The sequence below is a fragment of the Bradyrhizobium sp. HKCCYLS3077 genome, assembly GCF_051167555.1.
In the GTDB taxonomy this organism is placed as follows: Bacteria; Pseudomonadota; Alphaproteobacteria; order Rhizobiales; family Xanthobacteraceae; genus Bradyrhizobium.
Genome location: NZ_JBNPTH010000007.1, coordinates 525,497 through 540,860, shown reverse-complemented (window position 1 = coordinate 540,860; position 15,364 = coordinate 525,497). Strand labels below are relative to the sequence as shown.

Here is a 15,364-nt window from a genome sequence, read left to right as displayed (position 1 = left end):
CCTTTGCATTTGAAACGCTCGAGCTCTCGACGGGGCTGAAGCGTCATTTTGATCGCGTCGGCCGCGCGCGGGCGCGGGATGCCGGCGCGCGATTTGTCTCACGCCACAACGGGCTTGGCCGTTGGAATCTTGCAGGTCGTGCAAGACAATTCGCGTCGTGTTCTAAGTAATTGTTGCCGCCGGAACGCAGTCCATGAGCGGGATGCTGCCGTATGTTTACAGAATTATTATGTTGACCGAACCGCGCTGCTCTCAGAATACTTGCGTCTACTTTAGATTGTGTCAGGGAGCAGTGACATGCAGACGTCGGTTTCGATCATTGGTGCCGGGAATTGCGGGTGTGCTTTTGCGGCCGACCTCGCCGACCGAGGAGCTAACGTACTCCTGTATGCGCATCCCGAGCATCGCCGGCATGCGGAGACAATCGAGCGCAACGGCTATCTGGAAGCGGGAATGAAGATCGAAGGCCGCTTCCATCCGAAGGTCAGTTCGGACATGGCCGACGTCGTCCGATTCTCGAAATTCATCGTCATCACCGTTCCATCCTATGGTCACGACTCCATCCTGAGCGAGCTCGCGAAGTTCGACCTCAGCAGGCACGTCGTGATCTCGATCACCGGCAACTTCTTCGCGCTCATGGCGCGCCGGCAGATCAATGCGCAGTACCTCCTGGAGACCGCGACCGCGCCCTACGCCTCGAGAATGCAGGATGGGAAAGTGACGGTGATGGGCATCAAGAGCGTGATGCCGATCGCGGCAATGCCCGTCGATGTCGATGACGATCTGCGCGATGAAATCGGCGCCATTTTCCCGATGCCGCTGGAGTGGCGCAGCAACGTTCTCGAGATCGGAATGTCCTGCATCACCGGCGTGATTCATCCGACGCCGGCCCTGATGAACACCGGCTGGATCGAGACGCGCAAGGGCGACTTCTATTTCTATCGCGAAGGCATGTCCGCCTCGGTCGCGCGGGTGATCGGACAAGTCGACCAGGAGCGCATGGCGATCGCCAGGGAATTCGGTTTCAAGCCACAATCCGTCGTGGCGATCATGAACAGCTACTACAGCCGCGACTTCGCCGATTTCGGCGAGTTCGCCAGAGAGACGGTCGAACACAACACGACGAAGATGGCGCCGACGCACATGCGCGACAGGTTCATCGTGCAGGACGTCCCGTACGTGCTGGTTCCCTGGTTCGAGCTCGGCGCCAAGGTCGGGCTGCATTGCACGGCGATCAAGTCGATCATCGACCTCGCCTCGATCGTCAATGACACGGACTATCTGGCGACCGGCCGAAACCTGCGCAGGCTGGGGCTGGATGCCGCGTCGAAGGGGCAGGTGATCGAGACCTTCAGCGCCCCGATCGCGGCCTCAATCGCGCCCTCGATCGCGGCCCCGATTGCGCCCTCGATCGCGCCCTGGGCCGACGAGCTTCGCCGCATCGCGTAAATCTTGGCCGCTTCTCGACGGCGAGGGCTCCCATGACACTCATCAGCAGCCGGCAGGTCGTGCCCCACGGTTCGGCATCAACTCACCTGCCGGCGATCGGCTACAAGGTGCTCTCGGCAGCGGTGCTCGCCGTCATGTTCGCCTTGATCAAGAAGCTGGGCAGCGAGTACCCCGTCGGACAGATCGTCTTTGTCCGAAGCTTGTTCGCGCTGCTGCCGGTGCTCTGGCTCGTCCGGCGCCTCGGCGGCTGTCGCCTGCTTCGGACGGAGCGGCCGGGCGCGCATCTGCGCCGCTCGGTCGCCGGTCTGTCCTCGCTGTTTTTCAGCTTTACCGCGGTCGGCATGCTGCCGCTGGCGACGGCGACGGCGCTCGGCTACGCCGCGCCATTGTTCATTACGCTGTTCGCCATACCCCTGCTCGGCGAGAGCATCCGCCTGCATCGCCTCGTCGCCGTCATCCTGGGGTTCGGCGGGGTGCTGCTGATGGCCCATCCCGATGGCCGGAGTATCTCCCCTGGAGTTCTGATCGCGCTGGCCGGTGCGGTGGCGACGGCCTTTGCATTGATCTCCATCCGGCAGATGCGGGACACCGAGACGAGCATGGCTATCGTGTTCTACTTTTCACTGTCAGGAACAGTGGTGGGGGCGGCGACGCTGCCGTTCTCGGCCGTCTGGCCGACCCTGACGGATCTGCCGATCCTGGTCGCGATCGGTGTTCTCGGCGGCGCGGCCCAGCTACTGCTCACCAAGGCCTACCAGATGGCGCCGGCCAGCGTCGTTGCGCCCTTCGAATACGCCACCTTCCTCTTCGCCTTTCTGCTCGGCCTGCTGGTCTGGCATGAAATGCCGGTGCCGATCGAGCTGGCCGGGATCGCGGTCGTCATCGCCTCCAATCTGTGCATCGCGATGTACGAGCAGCTGGCCGGCGTGTCGTTGAAGCTTCGCTTGCCGGGCAAATGGCACCCCGTCCCGACGATCCGCGCCAGGAACGATTGAGCGGGCTCGCGCGCGCGTCCGCGCAATCCCATAACTCCGACGAATAGGCGTTGCTGATATTCGACTTTGACCTTGCCGCCCGCATTCGCGAGGAAGATGCTCAGAGCTTCGCGCCCCTTCGAGAGTGCTCCGTTTTGACTTGCGGGTCGGAACGCTGCGCTGTCCCCGATCCAGCATCCATGTCGACGATCCCCTGGAGGCCACATGACGTACACCGCTGCCGAGCTGTTGGCCGAATGGGTCAGCGCGAGCGACGTTCCGGAGGACGCCAAGGTCAGCGCGGCGAAATGCGTCTTCGATCTGATGACCGCAGCGATTGCCGGGTATCAGACGCCGAATGCTGCGGCCGTCCGCCGCGTGGCGCGCGCGACGTGGGGCGAGGGTCCGGCGGCGATGTGGTTTTCAGGCGAGCGGTCGACCGCTGCGGGGGCAACCTTCGTCAACGCGGCCTGCGCATGCTCTCTCGACCTGGATGATGGCCACCGCGCCGCCTCGGGGCATCCGGGCGCCGCGATCATCCCGGGCGTGCTGTCGCTGCTCGGGAGCCCGTCCCTGGACGGGCAGCGCGCCCTGGCCGCGATTGCCATCGGATATGAGATCGGCGTGCGTATTTCCGCCGCCAGGGATCTGCGCAGCGTTCCCACCGTGAACAGCGGCCTGTGGAGCGGCCAGGCTGTCGCCGCCGCGGTCGGCTGGCTGAGAGGGCTGCCGCCGGGCCAGATCGCACACGCGATCTCGATCGCCGGCACGACGGCACCGAGCCAGTCGGCCACGCCCTACACCCGGTTCAGAGGCAACAGCGTCAAGGAGGGCATTCCGTGGGGCGCCGCCAACGGAATTCTGGCGGTCGATTTGGCCCGGCACGGCTTCACGGGGCCGGTCGACATCCTCGACAGTGCGGAGCGTTACGATCGCGCGCGGCTTCTCGACGGGCTGGGCACGAGCTGGCTGATCAACAGCACCTATTTCAAGCCGTATAGTTGCTGCCGCTGGATTCACGCGCCGATCGACGCGCTGCTGAGTTTGCTGACCGACCACGACATTCGGCCGGACGCCATCATCAATATCGATGTCGAGACCTTTGGCCGGTCCTTGACCCTGAGCAACGAGGTGGCGCCAGCCACGCTGGAGGGAGCGCAATACAGCCTTCCGTTCTGCCTGGGCGTCGCCGCGACCAGCGGCGCGCGGGCATTGCTCCCCCTGAGCAACGAATCGCTCGCGGATGCACGCGCGATCGAGATCGCCGGCCGCGTACGGATGACGGTCAATCCTGAATTCGAGCGCATGTTTCCGGCGGCGGTCCCCGGACGAATCCGGATCACCACCGGCTCCGGCACGTTCGAGCGGACCGTGCTGGCGCCGAAGGGAGAGCCCACGAACCCGATGAGCTCAGACGATATCGGGATCAAGTTCCAGGCCATTGCGGCGGAGCGCGTCGACGCCGGTGTTGCGGCAGGGATTCGGCATGCGATTGGTGCGTTGCGGAGAGGCGATATCGCGCCGTTGCACTCCATCCTGGGAGACAGGCTGTTCGCCAGCCCGATCGAGGCCCCGGCTCTCGAACGGTGCGAGGTCGCCGAATAGGCGACCGGAGCCGAAGCGACGGCGACAGAAAATCTCTTCCCAATGCCGCGCCGACGCATCGAGAGGCACGGCGCCATGGCGGCCCGCTGCCATGCGCGGCGCGGCCTTTGCTGCAGAACTCCGTTCGCTCCGCGTGATTGGCGAGCTCTGGCTCGGTGCACGGCGCACCGAGGTCGGCCGTCCGGTCATATCAGGACCTGAGGGCCGCGCAGCCTGCCATCGGCATCGGACCACCATTCTCGGTAGCTCGCCAAGCGACGTCCTGCGTGGCATGAGTAGGATGCGGCGGCCGATGACGGCGTGCTGCTGAGAGCGCATCGCTGCGAACGGCTCCGCGTTCAATCACGGTGCTCGCCGGCGTCGATCAGTTGCGTGAGGATGTAGTTGCAACTTAGAACTTAATGATTACGCGCCGAAACAGATATTGTATTGATGTTAATACGACTGAACGATATCGTCTGACACTGCAGAAGAAGGGAAGTCGCGGCGTCTACGAAGTGTACGTCGCTGATTTTCATCGATGACTTGCAGCGATGATTTGCAGCCGATCGGTTGTCGGCGACCTTCCACCGACTGAAAATCTCGGTTTGGAGATCGGTGATGTCTCTTGACGAAACATTGCGGATTTTGGCGACCGTCGAGCCGGGTGGTCTGGCGCTCGATCAGCTGGCCATCGATGACAGTCCCGATGCCGTGCTGGTTGCTCTCGGCCGCAGCTTCGAGGCCCTCTCCGCCGAACTCGCCGCGCTCCAGCAGCAAGATGCTCAGTGTGCTGCCGCCGCCTGTGAAGCGAAATCACAACTCACCGCGGTGGTCGCGCCCGGGCTGGAGCGCATGGAAGCCGTGCTGAATTCGCTCGACCCGATCGAGCGAGCGATCATGGCAATTCCGGCCAGGACGGTGGTCGGCCTCGGTGTCAAGGCACGGCATGCTGCACATGTGCTGTCCAACTACTGGATGGACGTTCCCGAGAGCCTCGACTGGGATGCCCGAACCGTGCGCCACCTCATCGAGTCCGCGTGTTCGGTCGCCGGAGTGGAGCTGAGCTGAGGCCATCTGCGCGCGGTCGCCGACGTCCGCCGGCACGCGCGTGGCACCAGGCGGGCTCGATGCGGCCGTCGAGATCCGAGAGCTAGCGGCGCCGCGCGATCAGGGCCTGGGATTCGATGACTTCAACGACGTGTCCATCGCTTGCGAAGGGCGCCATTTCCGTCGTCATGTCCTGCACGAGCTGATCCGTGAGCGCCCCGAGCTGTTCAGGCGAAGAGGTCGACATCGACAGGGCTCGATCGATCAGCCGTTCGACGGGAACCCGTCGCTGCTCGATCACCCCGATCCTGCTGAGCTGACTGAACGCGGACTCGAGCAGCAGTGCCTCGTGGCGCAACCGTTCGGGTGCGAAGCCGACGCTCCGGTTCGTGAACCGATCGACGACCTCCGAATAGCGTTTGTACCAGGTGTTCTGCGGCACATCCGGACGGACGTCATTGAACAGCAGGACCGCGCCATCGTCTTCGATCAGCGCGTCGAGCGTGCGTAGCGTTGCGGCGCGGTCCATCCAATGAAACGCGCGCCCGATCGCCACCGCACGAAACCGGCCGAGCTGCGGCCCGAGATCGTATGAGCTGCCTTCGATCCATTCGATGTCCACTCCCGCGGTGGCGGCGAGCGCGGACGCAGCCTCCAGCATGGCCGGCTCCGGATCGACCCCGACGACCTGCCCGACGAGAGGAGCGAAGGCGATGCCGAGCCACCCCGGCCCACAGCCGAGGTCCATCAGCCTATGCTGTTTCGTCAGGTGCAGGTGGTCGGCCACGGTCTGGATCAGCGCTTGCGCATAGTTCGGCCGTCCGGCCACGTAATGACGGACCGTCGATGCAAAGCGAGGGAACGAGGAGGAAGCTGGTTCGAACGTCATCTGTGTCGATCAAGGCGCGAGGAGAGGCCGGTATCGCGTGACGCTTCCGGACGATGCTAGAAATCTTTGAGCGGCATGCGAAGCTCGTAGGTTGCGGGAGGAGCCAGAAGCTCGAAATGCTGGATCGGCCGCCCGGCGCTGTCGAAATGGATGCGCACGACCTTCAAGAGCGGCGCGCCGATCGCGACGTTGAGACGCGCGGCGACGATCGGGTCGGCCGCAGCCGCCGTCACGATCTGCTCGCCCGACGTGAAGGTGATCCCGAACTTTTGCAGGATGGCATAGAGCGAACCACCCTCCATCTCGTCAGGACCAAATTGCCGCCCGATCGCCTCCGGAATGTAGGTCGTGACCTGCATGATCGGCCAATCATTCATGTAGCGTATTCGGACCGTCCGCTGGAAGAGGTCGCCCGGCCCGGCCCTGAAGTGCTCGCGAATGTGCCGAGGTGCCGGCTTGAAGTCGAACTCCACGACGTGAGCTCTCGTCGTGCGCACAATCTCGCGATTGCGCGCAGCGAGGTCCATCATCGGTACCGTGAGAGGCTCGGGTCGCGAGAGCTCGCGGACGAAGGTGCCGATACCTTGCCGGCGCTCGATCAGGCCGAGTTCATTGAGCGTGTCCAAGGCCGATCGGACCGTCACGCGCGAGACGCCGAACAGAGCGGCCAGCTCCGCTTCGGTGGGAAGCGGCTCTCCTTGCGCATAGCGCCGCTCCGCGATCTCGTCCTGCAGAACCAGGAAGACCTGATGATGCAGCGGAATGTCGCGCCGTCGCCGCGCCAGCAGCGCGGCCCGTCCCTTCGACAGCTTGGGCTTGTCCGCCGATTCCGTTTTCCGCTGCCGCTTTTTGGCGACGGTGGCGGACACGTTCAATTGCTGCGACAGTCGCGGCGCCACAGCCTAGCCTTGATGCAACAATGCCGCGGGTGGGGTCATCGGGCTGCAGCCTTCCAAGAGTTCATCGTGATGCCAACGCCTCGTGAGCCTTGTCGACGAACTCGTTGGTGAATGTTTGTGCGAGGTCGACCTGAACGCCGCGCAGTTGAGGGGCGACGGTGGACAGCACGCGATAGGCGATGCTCGCGCCCTCGGGACTGAACCGGCCATCAGGAGAAAACATGTCCCGCGTGCCGCGGATGGAGGCGATGAAGACGCTGCGATCGGGCTTGGCCCATTCCTCGGGAAGCGCATCGGCGATGTCTTCGACCGATGCGCGCTCGATCCACTGCAGGGCGCGCACCATCGCGACGGCCACGGCCTGGAGCGTCGCGGGATTTTGGTCGATGAAATCCGACCGCGCGTAGATCGTCCCCGAGGGGTAAAGGCCGCCGAAGATTCCGATCGTGCCTTCGTTGGTCCGGGTATCGGCGACCAGTTTGACGTCGCCTGCATTCGTCAGCGCGGTGAGGGCGGGTTCTCCGGTGACGACCGCGTCGACGGCGCCGTTGCGAATCGCCGCCACGGCGCCGGTGCCGCCGCCGACACTGACGAAGGACATGTCGGCCGGGGAGACGCCAGCTTGCAGCGCGATGTACTCCACCATGAACTGGGTTTGGGATCCGAGCGCAGTGACTCCGATCTTCATGCCTCTCAGGCTGCTCGGGTCGCGGTACTCGGATGCTTTGTCTTTTCGCAAGGCCAACGCGAAGGTCGGGTGTCTGCCAAACAGAACGACACCGACAATCTTCTGACCTTTTGCGCGCATCTGGATGGTATGGTCGAAGGCCCCGGCCGTGAGTTCAGCGCTTCCGGCCACCAGAGCCTGGAGCGCCTTGGATCCGCCGCTGACGTCGAGAATCTCCGGGTCGAGGCCGGCGTCCTTGAAGAAGCCGAGTCGCTCTGCGAGCGTCACCGGTGCATACTGCAGGAAGGCCTTTCCGCCGATCGTGATCCGGACCTTGGACGTCTCGATCGAGGTGCCCGCCTTCGCCAAGCTCGGCAGGCCGCACAACGCCACGAACGGAAGCCCCAGGAAACTACGTCGCTGCAACACTGGCCGGGTCTCGCGGAGCTTTGGAGGGGAGCGTGCGCGGTCGTGATTCGATCTCACCAAACCAACACTTCTGAATCATACGAATGATCATTCGCCCGAGCAAGGCAAAAGCTCGCCGAGGTTGCAAATGTCGATCGCACGTTTGGCGATTGTCGTATCAAAATACGACCAAAAATTGTCATTCAGGAAATCGAGCGCTGTCGAGTTGCCAGGTCGACTCGTCATCTGGATTCGACCTACCACATGCTCTCGTCGAGAGCCGCGAGCCCCGGATCCTGCTTGCTGAACGAAAGCGTGACGGAGCCGCAGACCACTGGGGTCTCACCGTGCTCACCTGTCCCGCGACGCCGAGGTAGGATCAGGTCAGTCACGTCACGGCAACTCGGTGTTGGAGCCGGCCGTGCGAAGCGATCGAGCGGAGATGGGCTGAGGCGGTGCGGGCTCGCAAGCATCCCAGTTGCGTGCTACGGTCCTGGCGGAGTGGCAGCGCGGCTTGGTCATCCCTCTCGGGCGCTGTTGCGTTGTGGGATGATCTGGAGGTCCCATGTTCATCGACCTGCCCGGCTACTGGCCGCACGAGCCGAAGCCCAAACCGCCGAAGCGGCGACTGTCAGCCGGTCGTGAAAAGCTGCTGCTCGCGTTGCTCGGCTTCAACATGGTGATGCTGGTCGTCGCGCCGATCGGCGGCGCGACGCTGATCCATTGGCTCATCGCCGTGTTGGCGCGCTGAGACCTCCTGTCGTTAAGACCTGTCGCAGCGGTCCGGGAGCGGAGCGCTGGCTCAAGGCATCCGCCGGAAGATCTGCAGATAGTTGGTCGATGGCCGGCCGCCGATCGACCAGCGCATCGTCAACGGATTGAGCTCCACCGCCACCGTCTCGATCGCAACGAACCGGCGCGGCGCCAGCAGGGCCTGCAGCTCGGCCGGCTTGACGAAGCGGCGCCAATCATGCGTGCCGCGCGGCAGCCAGCCGAGAATGTATTCCGCGCCGATGATCGCCTTTACGAACGACACCGGCGTGCGATTCAAGGTGCCGATCACGAGCAGGCCGCCGGGGCGCACGAGATCGGCGACATGACCGACGAAGCGGGCGAGATCGGCGACGTGTTCGACGACCTCGAGCGTCAGCACGATGTCGGCGCTCGCGCCCTCGGAGAGGAGATCCTCGGCCAGCGCGTGGCGATAGGCGACTGGGGCGCCCTGCTGGCGCGCATGATCGGCGGCGACCAGCACGTTGCGCTCGGCCGCGTCGATGCCGAGCGTGGCAGCGCCGAGCCGCGACAACGGCTCGGTGACGATGCCCGCGCCGCAACCGACATCGATGATCTCAAGGCCAGCCAGCGGCTCGGACGCGGCGGGATCGCGGCCGACCAGCGCCGGCAGCCGGCCGCAGAGATACTCGACCCGGGCGGCGTTGAAGGCATGGACAAGCTTGAACGCGCCGTCCGGCTTCCACCATTCCTCGGCAAGCCGCGAGAACCGCGCGATCTCCGCGGGGTCGATGGTCGAGGGCCCTTCGGCGGTGGCGGCGAAGGCGGGCTTCACGGCGTCCTTGTAGAGCATCGTCGTGGTCCTTTTTCCGGTGCGGCCACTATCGCGCGAGGCGAAGCAGCACGGCGGCGCTCAGCACGATATGGATCAAGGTGAGTGCGACCGAGGCGCCATGAAGGCGCGCAAAGCGGCGCTTCTCGCCGGCGTCGGTCGCGCGGTTGATGGCCGGCATCAGGATCTGCCGGGCGAGCACCGCCGTCAGCGCGATCGCGGCCAGGGCGGAGCTCACAAGAGCGTCGACGCCGAGCGCGAGAAGGCCCGCGGCAGCCGCGGCTGCGATCACGAACAGATAGAAATGCGGAAAGGCGCTGCGGATCAGCGTTCGCGTCGTGTCGGCCGGCAGCGCGCTGAACAGGAACGGGGCGAAGCCGAACGAGAACAGCGTCATGCCGCCGAACAACAGCGCGGTGATGAGCAGGGCGGCGGCGTTGATCATGGCGAGGAGTCCGAGCGTATCGGCCAGCGCGGCAGCATGTAAGGCACGCGGGCGCGATAGTTTTCAAACCGCGCGCCGTAGATGCCCGTGAAGCGCCGTTCCTTGAAGCGCGGCGCGAGCAGGCAATAGGCCGTCAGCACACATGCGACGGCGAGCTGATCCGGCGTCCACACCGGCACCGTCCAGAGCGACAGCGCGAACGACAGATAGATCGGTTGGCGGATCAGCGCGAACAGGCCTGTCACGGGCATGTCGGGAAAGCGCGGCGGCTTGTTCGCGGCCAGCGACAGCCAGCCGAGCGCGCCGGATTGCACCTCGACGCCGGCGTCCCAGCTCGCCTTGATCAGCAGCACCCAGGTGCCGGCATAAGCGAGGCAGAGGATGACAAGGGCTGTGCCTTCCGCGCGCCACCAGATCACGCCGCTCGGCGTCCACAGCGCAAACAGCGACAACAGCTGTAGCGATGCGATGATCGCATAATGCGTGGTGGCGAGCGTCGCGCCATGCTTGCCGAGACGTGCGAGCCAGCGGCGTCCGGGACCGAGCAGCAGCGAATGCACCAGCGGAAACTGCAGCAGCAGGGCCGCGTTGGCGGCAAGGGACCACGGCCAGGGCGCGCGGCCGAAGCTTGCGCTCATGCCGAAGAACATCGCCGTGATCATCGCGAGCACCGCCAGCGCGAACAGAGCGTGGCAGACGAGGCCCGTGACCACCGCGATGACGATGCGGCCCTTGCCGCGAGGCGCGGCCAGGGCGGAGCGCAGCAGCGCCGTGAGGCGGGAGAGGTGGGAGATGTCGGTCGGGGTGCTCACAGTCCGGCTACGCCGGGCGCGGGGACGCGGATTTCAGCAGATCATCACGGATGCGTGAGTGCCGCGGCCGTGGCCCGAAGCCTGAGGGCTCAGACCTTCATGTCGATGACGATGCGGCTCATCTCGTCACTCGCCCTCAGCACGCGCGCATTGGCGGCAAAGCTGTATTTGGCGACGAGCTGGCTGATCATCTCCTGGGCGAGATCGACATTGGGGGCGGCGACGAGGCCATCCTTGTTGGCAAACGGCGCCGTCGGCTGGTAGCTGGGCGAGGTCCCGTTGCTGGCCTTGGTGATGGTGGTCTGCGTGCCGCCGCCGGCGACGTCGCTCTGCACCAGTTCGAGCGGGTCATAGGCCTTCGGCGCACCGGCCGGCAGCGAGCCATCCGCATTCGGCAGCGCGCCGGTGCTCATCGCATTGGCGACGTTGGAGGCCGACACTTCGAGCCGGCGCGTGGCCGCGTTCATGCCGGAGACAGCGTTGGAGGCGATGGGGCTCATGGGACGCAAGCTAAGACCGGAGCCTGCGAAGCAACCGTCAAGGCGGGCAGGGGCATTCGAGGCTCGAGAGTAAGCCTTTGTTTACTCTCGTGACGCGCTGTCGAAGGCCGATGATCGGCCACGGTGCCGGCATGTTCACGGTGGATTGCTGTTGAAGACCATGTCTGCGGGCCTCCGTCTGCGGTAAATTCAAGGCCTTCAAGGAGTTCCGTCATGCCCAACTCTGGCGCCCAAACTGCCGGTCTCGACCACCACGCCAGGAAGCTTGCTGTGGGCTTTGCCAAGGGGCGGCTGCCGCAGCCGACGCCGGAGCTCGAGCGCTTCCTGCTCAGCAACGCCACCGAGATCTTCGCGGCGTCCGAGGGCGTGTGCCGTCACATGCCGCCCGCCGGCGACGACGAACCGCTCGGCATCGCCTATCTGTTCCTGCTGCAGATGCTGCTTTCGGGCCTGAACGAGCGGGCCAAGCGCGGCGCCAAGGATGCCGCCGAGCTCATCGCGAACTTCCAGTCCGATCTCGCCGCCCGCGTCGAAGACGGCGAGATCGAGGGCACGCTGCTGGCCTATCTCGGCGGCGCGCTGCAGCAGGCCGGCATCGCGCCATCTCCGGAGCTCGCCGCGGCCTCGTCCGAACTCGTCGACGAGGATGACGACGAACTGCTGCCGGGCGATATCGGCCAGGTGCTCGATGAACTGCTCGAAGCGTGCGACGGCGACCCGTTCGAGATGGTGACCTCGTTCGCGCAGGGTGCGCACCTTCTCGCTGATGAAGCGAAGGTCGCTGTGGTCACCCATCTCGCACATCAGGAGCAACCCGATGCGCGCGCGGCCGCGGTGCTGTTCCTGCAGAACGGCAGCGCGGCGGTGCGCAAGGCCGCCGCCGCGGTGCTGGCCGAGCGGGCCTCGGCCCTGTCGCCGATCGATCTCCGGCGTGTGATCGCGATGCGCAACTGGCGGCCGGAGCGCGAGCGCGCGGCCGTCGATGCGATCATCCAGAAGGCTCGCGCGGCCGGCGTGGACTGCGCCCCCTGGGACAAGGGGGCAGTCGATGAGCTCAAGTCCAGCCCGATCGACGGCTCCGGCGCGCAGTTGCTGATCGCGGTCTCTCCGGTCGACCGCAAGACGAAGCGGATGGCGACCATCTTCACGTGCGAGGGGATTACGGAGGCGATGAGCAGCCCGCCGCAGCCCGTCCCGACGGTCAAGAAGCTGGTGGCGGAGGTGGCGACGCACGGCCCGGTGCTGGACGTCAGCCGCGGCTTCGTCGACCGCATGATCGCGCATCATCTCGCTCTTACCGTCAAGGCCGGCGAGGTACCGCCGGCGGGGCTGTTGGAGGTCGCGGAGACGATCGGCGGCGCCGCGTGGCAGCCGGAGCGGATCGACTGCCGCGCGGCACTGGACGCGCTGATCGCCGACCTGCCGGACGATCTGCGCAATCCCGAGGATGTCGCTCAGGCGCTGGCCGACAGCGGTGAGATTTCGGAGCTCGACGAGATCGAAGGCTCCTGGTTCGAGGACAATGCCGAACTGGAGCAGAAGGTGAAGAGCGCGAGCCAGCGCGCCCGGGAGAAGCTTCCCGCGAAGCTGCTGCAGGACAATGGTGCGATCGGCGCGCAGCGGACGCGCTGGGCGGAGCTGTTCGTGCTGACCGCGCTGTGGATGCGCGAGGGGCCGCCGGGCGAGTGGCTCAGCTGGGCCGATCTCGCCGTGGTCGCGCGCGCCGTGCTCGACGGCCATGATCTCGCGGAGATCGGGCTGATGCGCAACATCGCGGAGCGGACGGTCGCGGCTCTCGCCCGCGAGGAGGACGATGACGATCTTCAGGACGACCTGTTCTGATCGTCGTGAAGGCAGGCCAGGGCGCCTGCGACATCGTCGCGCGTGGCGACGAGAACATAGTCGCCGCGCGCCGCGCAGACGCCGCCGGTGACGACGACTGACCGCTTCGGACACAGGCCGAAGCAGCTCGTCATGACGACGCGCGGCGGCTTGCGGCCGGATGGGGCTGCAAGCCGGGTCTCGCGCTTGATCGCCTTCTTGATTCCCTTGGCGTCATCGCTGCGCTTCAGGCATTTGCGGCAAACGAATACGGGAGCCGGGCGGCGCGGGCGGATGAGGGTGGGGGAAGCCATAAGGTGGAGCTAAGTCGCTGAGCGATCCGCAGCACCCTTCGGGACTGCGCGGCCGCTTTGCGGCAGACGCGGTTCCGACGCCCTCAGTCCGTGGCGCGGCGGGCCAGCAGCCAGCGCGTGCCGAGGCCGATGGCGAGCGCCGGCAGCACGACCATGGCGCCTGCGACGATCGCGAACACCAGCTCCAATGGCCACAGATTGTGCGATGTCGGATCAACAGCGGTGTGCCGCCAGATCGGCACGATGACGATGCTCGGCACGGTCGCGATCATCACCTGCGCGATGCGCCGCGGCGCGGCGGCCTCGGTGACGACCAGGATATAGGTCAGGAGGCCGAGCAGCAGCGCGCCGGGCAGGATTGCAAACTGGCCGCGGTTCAGCTCGGCGTAGGACAGCCGCCAATAGGGGATGCCGATCGCCAGCACGACGACGACATAGCCAAGCGCCAGCGCGATGAGGCCGGTGACCATCTTCATGCCCGGAGGTTGGCATGGCGCGATTTAAAGCCGTCTAACCGCCAGCGGTGAGCTATTGCCCGGCAGCCGGGCATATGATCTGGTTCTTGCTCGCGCAATGTCGGCATTCTGGGGATGGGCGTGGCCCGCCGGTTCCAGCTGGCCGGACGGCCATGTCATAGTGCCGCTGATCCCGCTCGGACGAGGGGGCTGGACGAGGCATATCGGGAAGGAGACCGCTCGGCACCATGGCGGGCAGCGACAGCGACAAATCACGGCTCGACGACGCCGCCCGCGCCGGCTGGCTGTATTTCATCGCCGGCCATACCCAGGACGAGATCGCCCGGATGCTGCAGGTGTCGCGCGCCTCGGCGCAGCGGCTGGTGTCGTTGTGCCTCGCCGAGCGGCTGATCACCTTCCGGCTCGAACATCCCATCGCCTCCTGCATGGCGCTTGCCGCGCAGCTCAAGGAACGCTTCGCGCTGGTCCATAGCGAGGTGGTGCCGACCGATCCGGCCGCGCCGACGGGAGCCGCTGGGATTGCCGAGCGCTGCGCCAATCTGCTCGAGACCACCCTGCGCGCCGAGACGCCCGTCATCATCGCGCTCGGCACCGGCCGCGCGGTCCGCGCCGCGGTCGAGCGGGTCACGCCGGTCGACCGGCCCGAGCATCAGATCGTCTCGCTGGTCGGCAATATCCTGGCGGATGGCTCGGCAAGCTTCTTCGACACCGTCGGCCGGCTCGCGGACCGCACCGGCGCGCGGCACTATCCGATGCCGTTGCCGTTCCTGATGGGCAGCGAGGATGAGCGCGACCGCATGGTCCGGCTCGATGCCATCGCCAAGGTCAAGGCGGTCGCGGACAAGGCCGACCTCAAGCTGGTCGGCATCGGCCAGATGGACCAGAAGGCGCAGATGCATGTCGACGGCTTCGTCACCCGCGACGAGCTCACCGAGATGATGCGGCTGGGCGCGATCGGCGAGATCACCGGCTGGGCCTATGATGCCAAGGGCCGGGTGATCGACGGCGGCATCAACCGCCGCCTGACCAGCATCGCGCCGGATGTGCCGGCGCGCGCGATGACCATCGCGGCGGCGCTGGGACCGGCGAAGATCGCAGCGATCCGCGCGGCGCTGACGGGTCGGCTGATCAACGGCCTCATCACCGACGAGGCCACCGCGCGCGCCGTGCTGGCGTAGCCGCCACTCTTTCCGCCCGTCATTCCGGGGCATTCGCGCGCAGCGCGGATGAGCCCGGAATCCATAATCACAGCTCGGCGTTTTGAGACGAGATGCCCACCCCGAGCGTGCCCCAAACCCCTCCCTGTGGGTATGGGTTCCGGACTCGCGCTGGCGCGCGCCCCGGAACGACGGGCGGGGTGAGAGACGCGATCTTCAGCCGCGCGTTTAATCTTTGAGAGATCGCCTCCCGCATCGCACAACCTTTGCGTGAGAGCGCATGCTTGACAAAGTCTGACCGTTGTTGTGAACATCAGCCCAGCCCGTGAGCATATGTTCAAAAGACACGGGAAGG

At 65.7% G+C, this 15,364-nt stretch carries 16 protein-coding genes; 7 read left to right on the top strand and 9 right to left on the bottom strand.

Translation table 11 applies throughout. The annotated features are described in order from the left end of the window. Positions 1 to 297: 297 nt before the first annotated feature. The 4 genes from ACQR0Z_RS28410 (at position 298) to ACQR0Z_RS28395 (ending at position 5,078) form a co-directional block, all read left to right on the top strand. The gene (locus ACQR0Z_RS28410) at positions 298 to 1,449 is read left to right on the top strand and encodes an NAD/NADP octopine/nopaline dehydrogenase family protein (RefSeq protein WP_434920812.1); all 1,152 of its coding nucleotides are present in this window, start codon (positions 298 to 300) and stop codon (positions 1,447 to 1,449) included. 32 nt (positions 1,450 to 1,481) lie between these two features. After that, entirely contained in the window at positions 1,482 to 2,444 is a 963-nt protein-coding gene (locus ACQR0Z_RS28405) for a DMT family transporter (RefSeq protein WP_434920811.1), read from the top strand. A 204-nt stretch (positions 2,445 to 2,648) separates the two neighbouring features. Continuing rightward, positions 2,649 to 4,028: an MmgE/PrpD family protein gene (locus tag ACQR0Z_RS28400; protein WP_434879465.1), complete on the top strand. Its 1,380-nt coding sequence runs from the start codon at positions 2,649 to 2,651 to the stop codon at positions 4,026 to 4,028. Between the two features lie 600 nt (positions 4,029 to 4,628). Beyond that, a complete protein-coding gene (locus tag ACQR0Z_RS28395; RefSeq protein ID WP_434879464.1) occupies positions 4,629 to 5,078 on the top strand; it encodes a hypothetical protein in 450 nt (149 codons plus the stop codon). An 82-nt stretch (positions 5,079 to 5,160) separates the two neighbouring features. Here ACQR0Z_RS28395 and ACQR0Z_RS28390 read toward each other — a convergent pair whose 3' ends face one another. The 3 genes from ACQR0Z_RS28390 to ACQR0Z_RS28380 all read right to left on the bottom strand — a co-directional run bounded on the left by ACQR0Z_RS28390 (position 5,161) and on the right by ACQR0Z_RS28380 (position 7,941). Then, entirely contained in the window at positions 5,161 to 5,946 is a 786-nt protein-coding gene (locus ACQR0Z_RS28390; protein WP_434920810.1) for a class I SAM-dependent methyltransferase, read from the bottom strand. Between the two features lie 56 nt (positions 5,947 to 6,002). Then, entirely contained in the window at positions 6,003 to 6,815 is an 813-nt protein-coding gene (locus tag ACQR0Z_RS28385; protein WP_434920809.1) for a GntR family transcriptional regulator, read from the bottom strand. 91 nt (positions 6,816 to 6,906) lie between these two features. Further along, a complete protein-coding gene (locus tag ACQR0Z_RS28380) occupies positions 6,907 to 7,941 on the bottom strand; it encodes an ABC transporter substrate-binding protein (protein WP_434920808.1) in 1,035 nt (344 codons plus the stop codon). A 544-nt stretch (positions 7,942 to 8,485) separates the two neighbouring features. Between ACQR0Z_RS28380 and ACQR0Z_RS28375 the strand changes: the two genes are divergently transcribed. Next, positions 8,486 to 8,671, top strand: coding sequence for a hypothetical protein (locus ACQR0Z_RS28375; protein ID WP_434920807.1), 186 nt, complete (start codon positions 8,486 to 8,488; stop codon positions 8,669 to 8,671). A 51-nt stretch (positions 8,672 to 8,722) separates the two neighbouring features. On the opposite strand, the gene ubiG is transcribed toward ACQR0Z_RS28375, so the two are convergent. The 4 genes from ubiG to ACQR0Z_RS28355 all read right to left on the bottom strand — a co-directional run bounded on the left by ubiG (position 8,723) and on the right by ACQR0Z_RS28355 (position 11,241). Further along, on the bottom strand, positions 8,723 to 9,505 hold the full coding sequence (gene ubiG, locus ACQR0Z_RS28370) for a bifunctional 2-polyprenyl-6-hydroxyphenol methylase/3-demethylubiquinol 3-O-methyltransferase UbiG (protein ID WP_434920806.1): 783 nt from the start codon (positions 9,503 to 9,505) through the stop codon (positions 8,723 to 8,725). Between the two features lie 28 nt (positions 9,506 to 9,533). After that, positions 9,534 to 9,929 (bottom strand): DUF4149 domain-containing protein, encoded by a 396-nt coding sequence (locus tag ACQR0Z_RS28365; protein ID WP_434859725.1) that lies wholly within the window; start codon positions 9,927 to 9,929, stop codon positions 9,534 to 9,536. After that, complete coding sequence (locus ACQR0Z_RS28360) at positions 9,926 to 10,741, bottom strand: methyltransferase family protein (RefSeq protein ID WP_434920805.1); 816 nt, start codon at positions 10,739 to 10,741, stop codon at positions 9,926 to 9,928. Before ACQR0Z_RS28360 ends, ACQR0Z_RS28365 begins: the two co-directional genes overlap by 4 nt. 89 nt (positions 10,742 to 10,830) lie before the next feature. Beyond that, positions 10,831 to 11,241, bottom strand: coding sequence for a flagellar basal body rod protein FlgC (locus tag ACQR0Z_RS28355; RefSeq protein ID WP_434920804.1), 411 nt, complete (start codon positions 11,239 to 11,241; stop codon positions 10,831 to 10,833). Positions 11,242 to 11,454: 213 nt separating this feature from the next. On the opposite strand from ACQR0Z_RS28355, the gene ACQR0Z_RS28350 reads away from it, so the two are divergent. Then, entirely contained in the window at positions 11,455 to 13,083 is a 1,629-nt protein-coding gene (locus ACQR0Z_RS28350; protein ID WP_434920803.1) for a hypothetical protein, read from the top strand. On the opposite strand, the gene ACQR0Z_RS28345 is transcribed toward ACQR0Z_RS28350, so the two are convergent. Together ACQR0Z_RS28345 and ACQR0Z_RS28340 are read right to left on the bottom strand one after the other, a co-directional pair. Beyond that, entirely contained in the window at positions 13,065 to 13,376 is a 312-nt protein-coding gene (locus tag ACQR0Z_RS28345) for a hypothetical protein (RefSeq protein WP_434920802.1), read from the bottom strand. The genes ACQR0Z_RS28350 and ACQR0Z_RS28345 overlap by 19 nt on opposite strands. Positions 13,377 to 13,459: 83 nt before the next feature. After that, complete coding sequence (locus tag ACQR0Z_RS28340) at positions 13,460 to 13,852, bottom strand: hypothetical protein (protein ID WP_434859730.1); 393 nt, start codon at positions 13,850 to 13,852, stop codon at positions 13,460 to 13,462. Positions 13,853 to 14,079: 227 nt separating this feature from the next. Here ACQR0Z_RS28340 and ACQR0Z_RS28335 point away from each other — a divergent pair, with 227 nt between their 5' ends. Further along, the gene (locus tag ACQR0Z_RS28335) at positions 14,080 to 15,030 is read left to right on the top strand and encodes a sugar-binding transcriptional regulator (RefSeq protein WP_434859731.1); all 951 of its coding nucleotides are present in this window, start codon (positions 14,080 to 14,082) and stop codon (positions 15,028 to 15,030) included. Positions 15,031 to 15,364: the final 334 nt, after the last annotated feature.

Coding starts and splice junctions, on each gene's coding strand:
- ACQR0Z_RS28410 (WP_434920812.1), top strand. CDS start 298: ATGCAGACGTCGGTTTCGATCATTGGTGCCGGGAATTGCGGGTGTGCT.
- ACQR0Z_RS28405 (WP_434920811.1), top strand. CDS start 1,482: ATGACACTCATCAGCAGCCGGCAGGTCGTGCCCCACGGTTCGGCATCA.
- ACQR0Z_RS28400 (WP_434879465.1), top strand. CDS start 2,649: ATGACGTACACCGCTGCCGAGCTGTTGGCCGAATGGGTCAGCGCGAGC.
- ACQR0Z_RS28395 (WP_434879464.1), top strand. CDS start 4,629: ATGTCTCTTGACGAAACATTGCGGATTTTGGCGACCGTCGAGCCGGGT.
- ACQR0Z_RS28390 (WP_434920810.1), bottom strand. CDS start 5,946: ATGACGTTCGAACCAGCTTCCTCCTCGTTCCCTCGCTTTGCATCGACG.
- ACQR0Z_RS28375 (WP_434920807.1), top strand. CDS start 8,486: ATGTTCATCGACCTGCCCGGCTACTGGCCGCACGAGCCGAAGCCCAAA.
- ubiG (WP_434920806.1), bottom strand. CDS start 9,505: ATGCTCTACAAGGACGCCGTGAAGCCCGCCTTCGCCGCCACCGCCGAA.
- ACQR0Z_RS28365 (WP_434859725.1), bottom strand. CDS start 9,929: ATGATCAACGCCGCCGCCCTGCTCATCACCGCGCTGTTGTTCGGCGGC.
- ACQR0Z_RS28355 (WP_434920804.1), bottom strand. CDS start 11,241: ATGAGCCCCATCGCCTCCAACGCTGTCTCCGGCATGAACGCGGCCACG.
- ACQR0Z_RS28350 (WP_434920803.1), top strand. CDS start 11,455: ATGCCCAACTCTGGCGCCCAAACTGCCGGTCTCGACCACCACGCCAGG.
- ACQR0Z_RS28345 (WP_434920802.1), bottom strand. CDS start 13,376: ATGGCTTCCCCCACCCTCATCCGCCCGCGCCGCCCGGCTCCCGTATTC.
- ACQR0Z_RS28340 (WP_434859730.1), bottom strand. CDS start 13,852: ATGAAGATGGTCACCGGCCTCATCGCGCTGGCGCTTGGCTATGTCGTC.
- ACQR0Z_RS28335 (WP_434859731.1), top strand. CDS start 14,080: ATGGCGGGCAGCGACAGCGACAAATCACGGCTCGACGACGCCGCCCGC.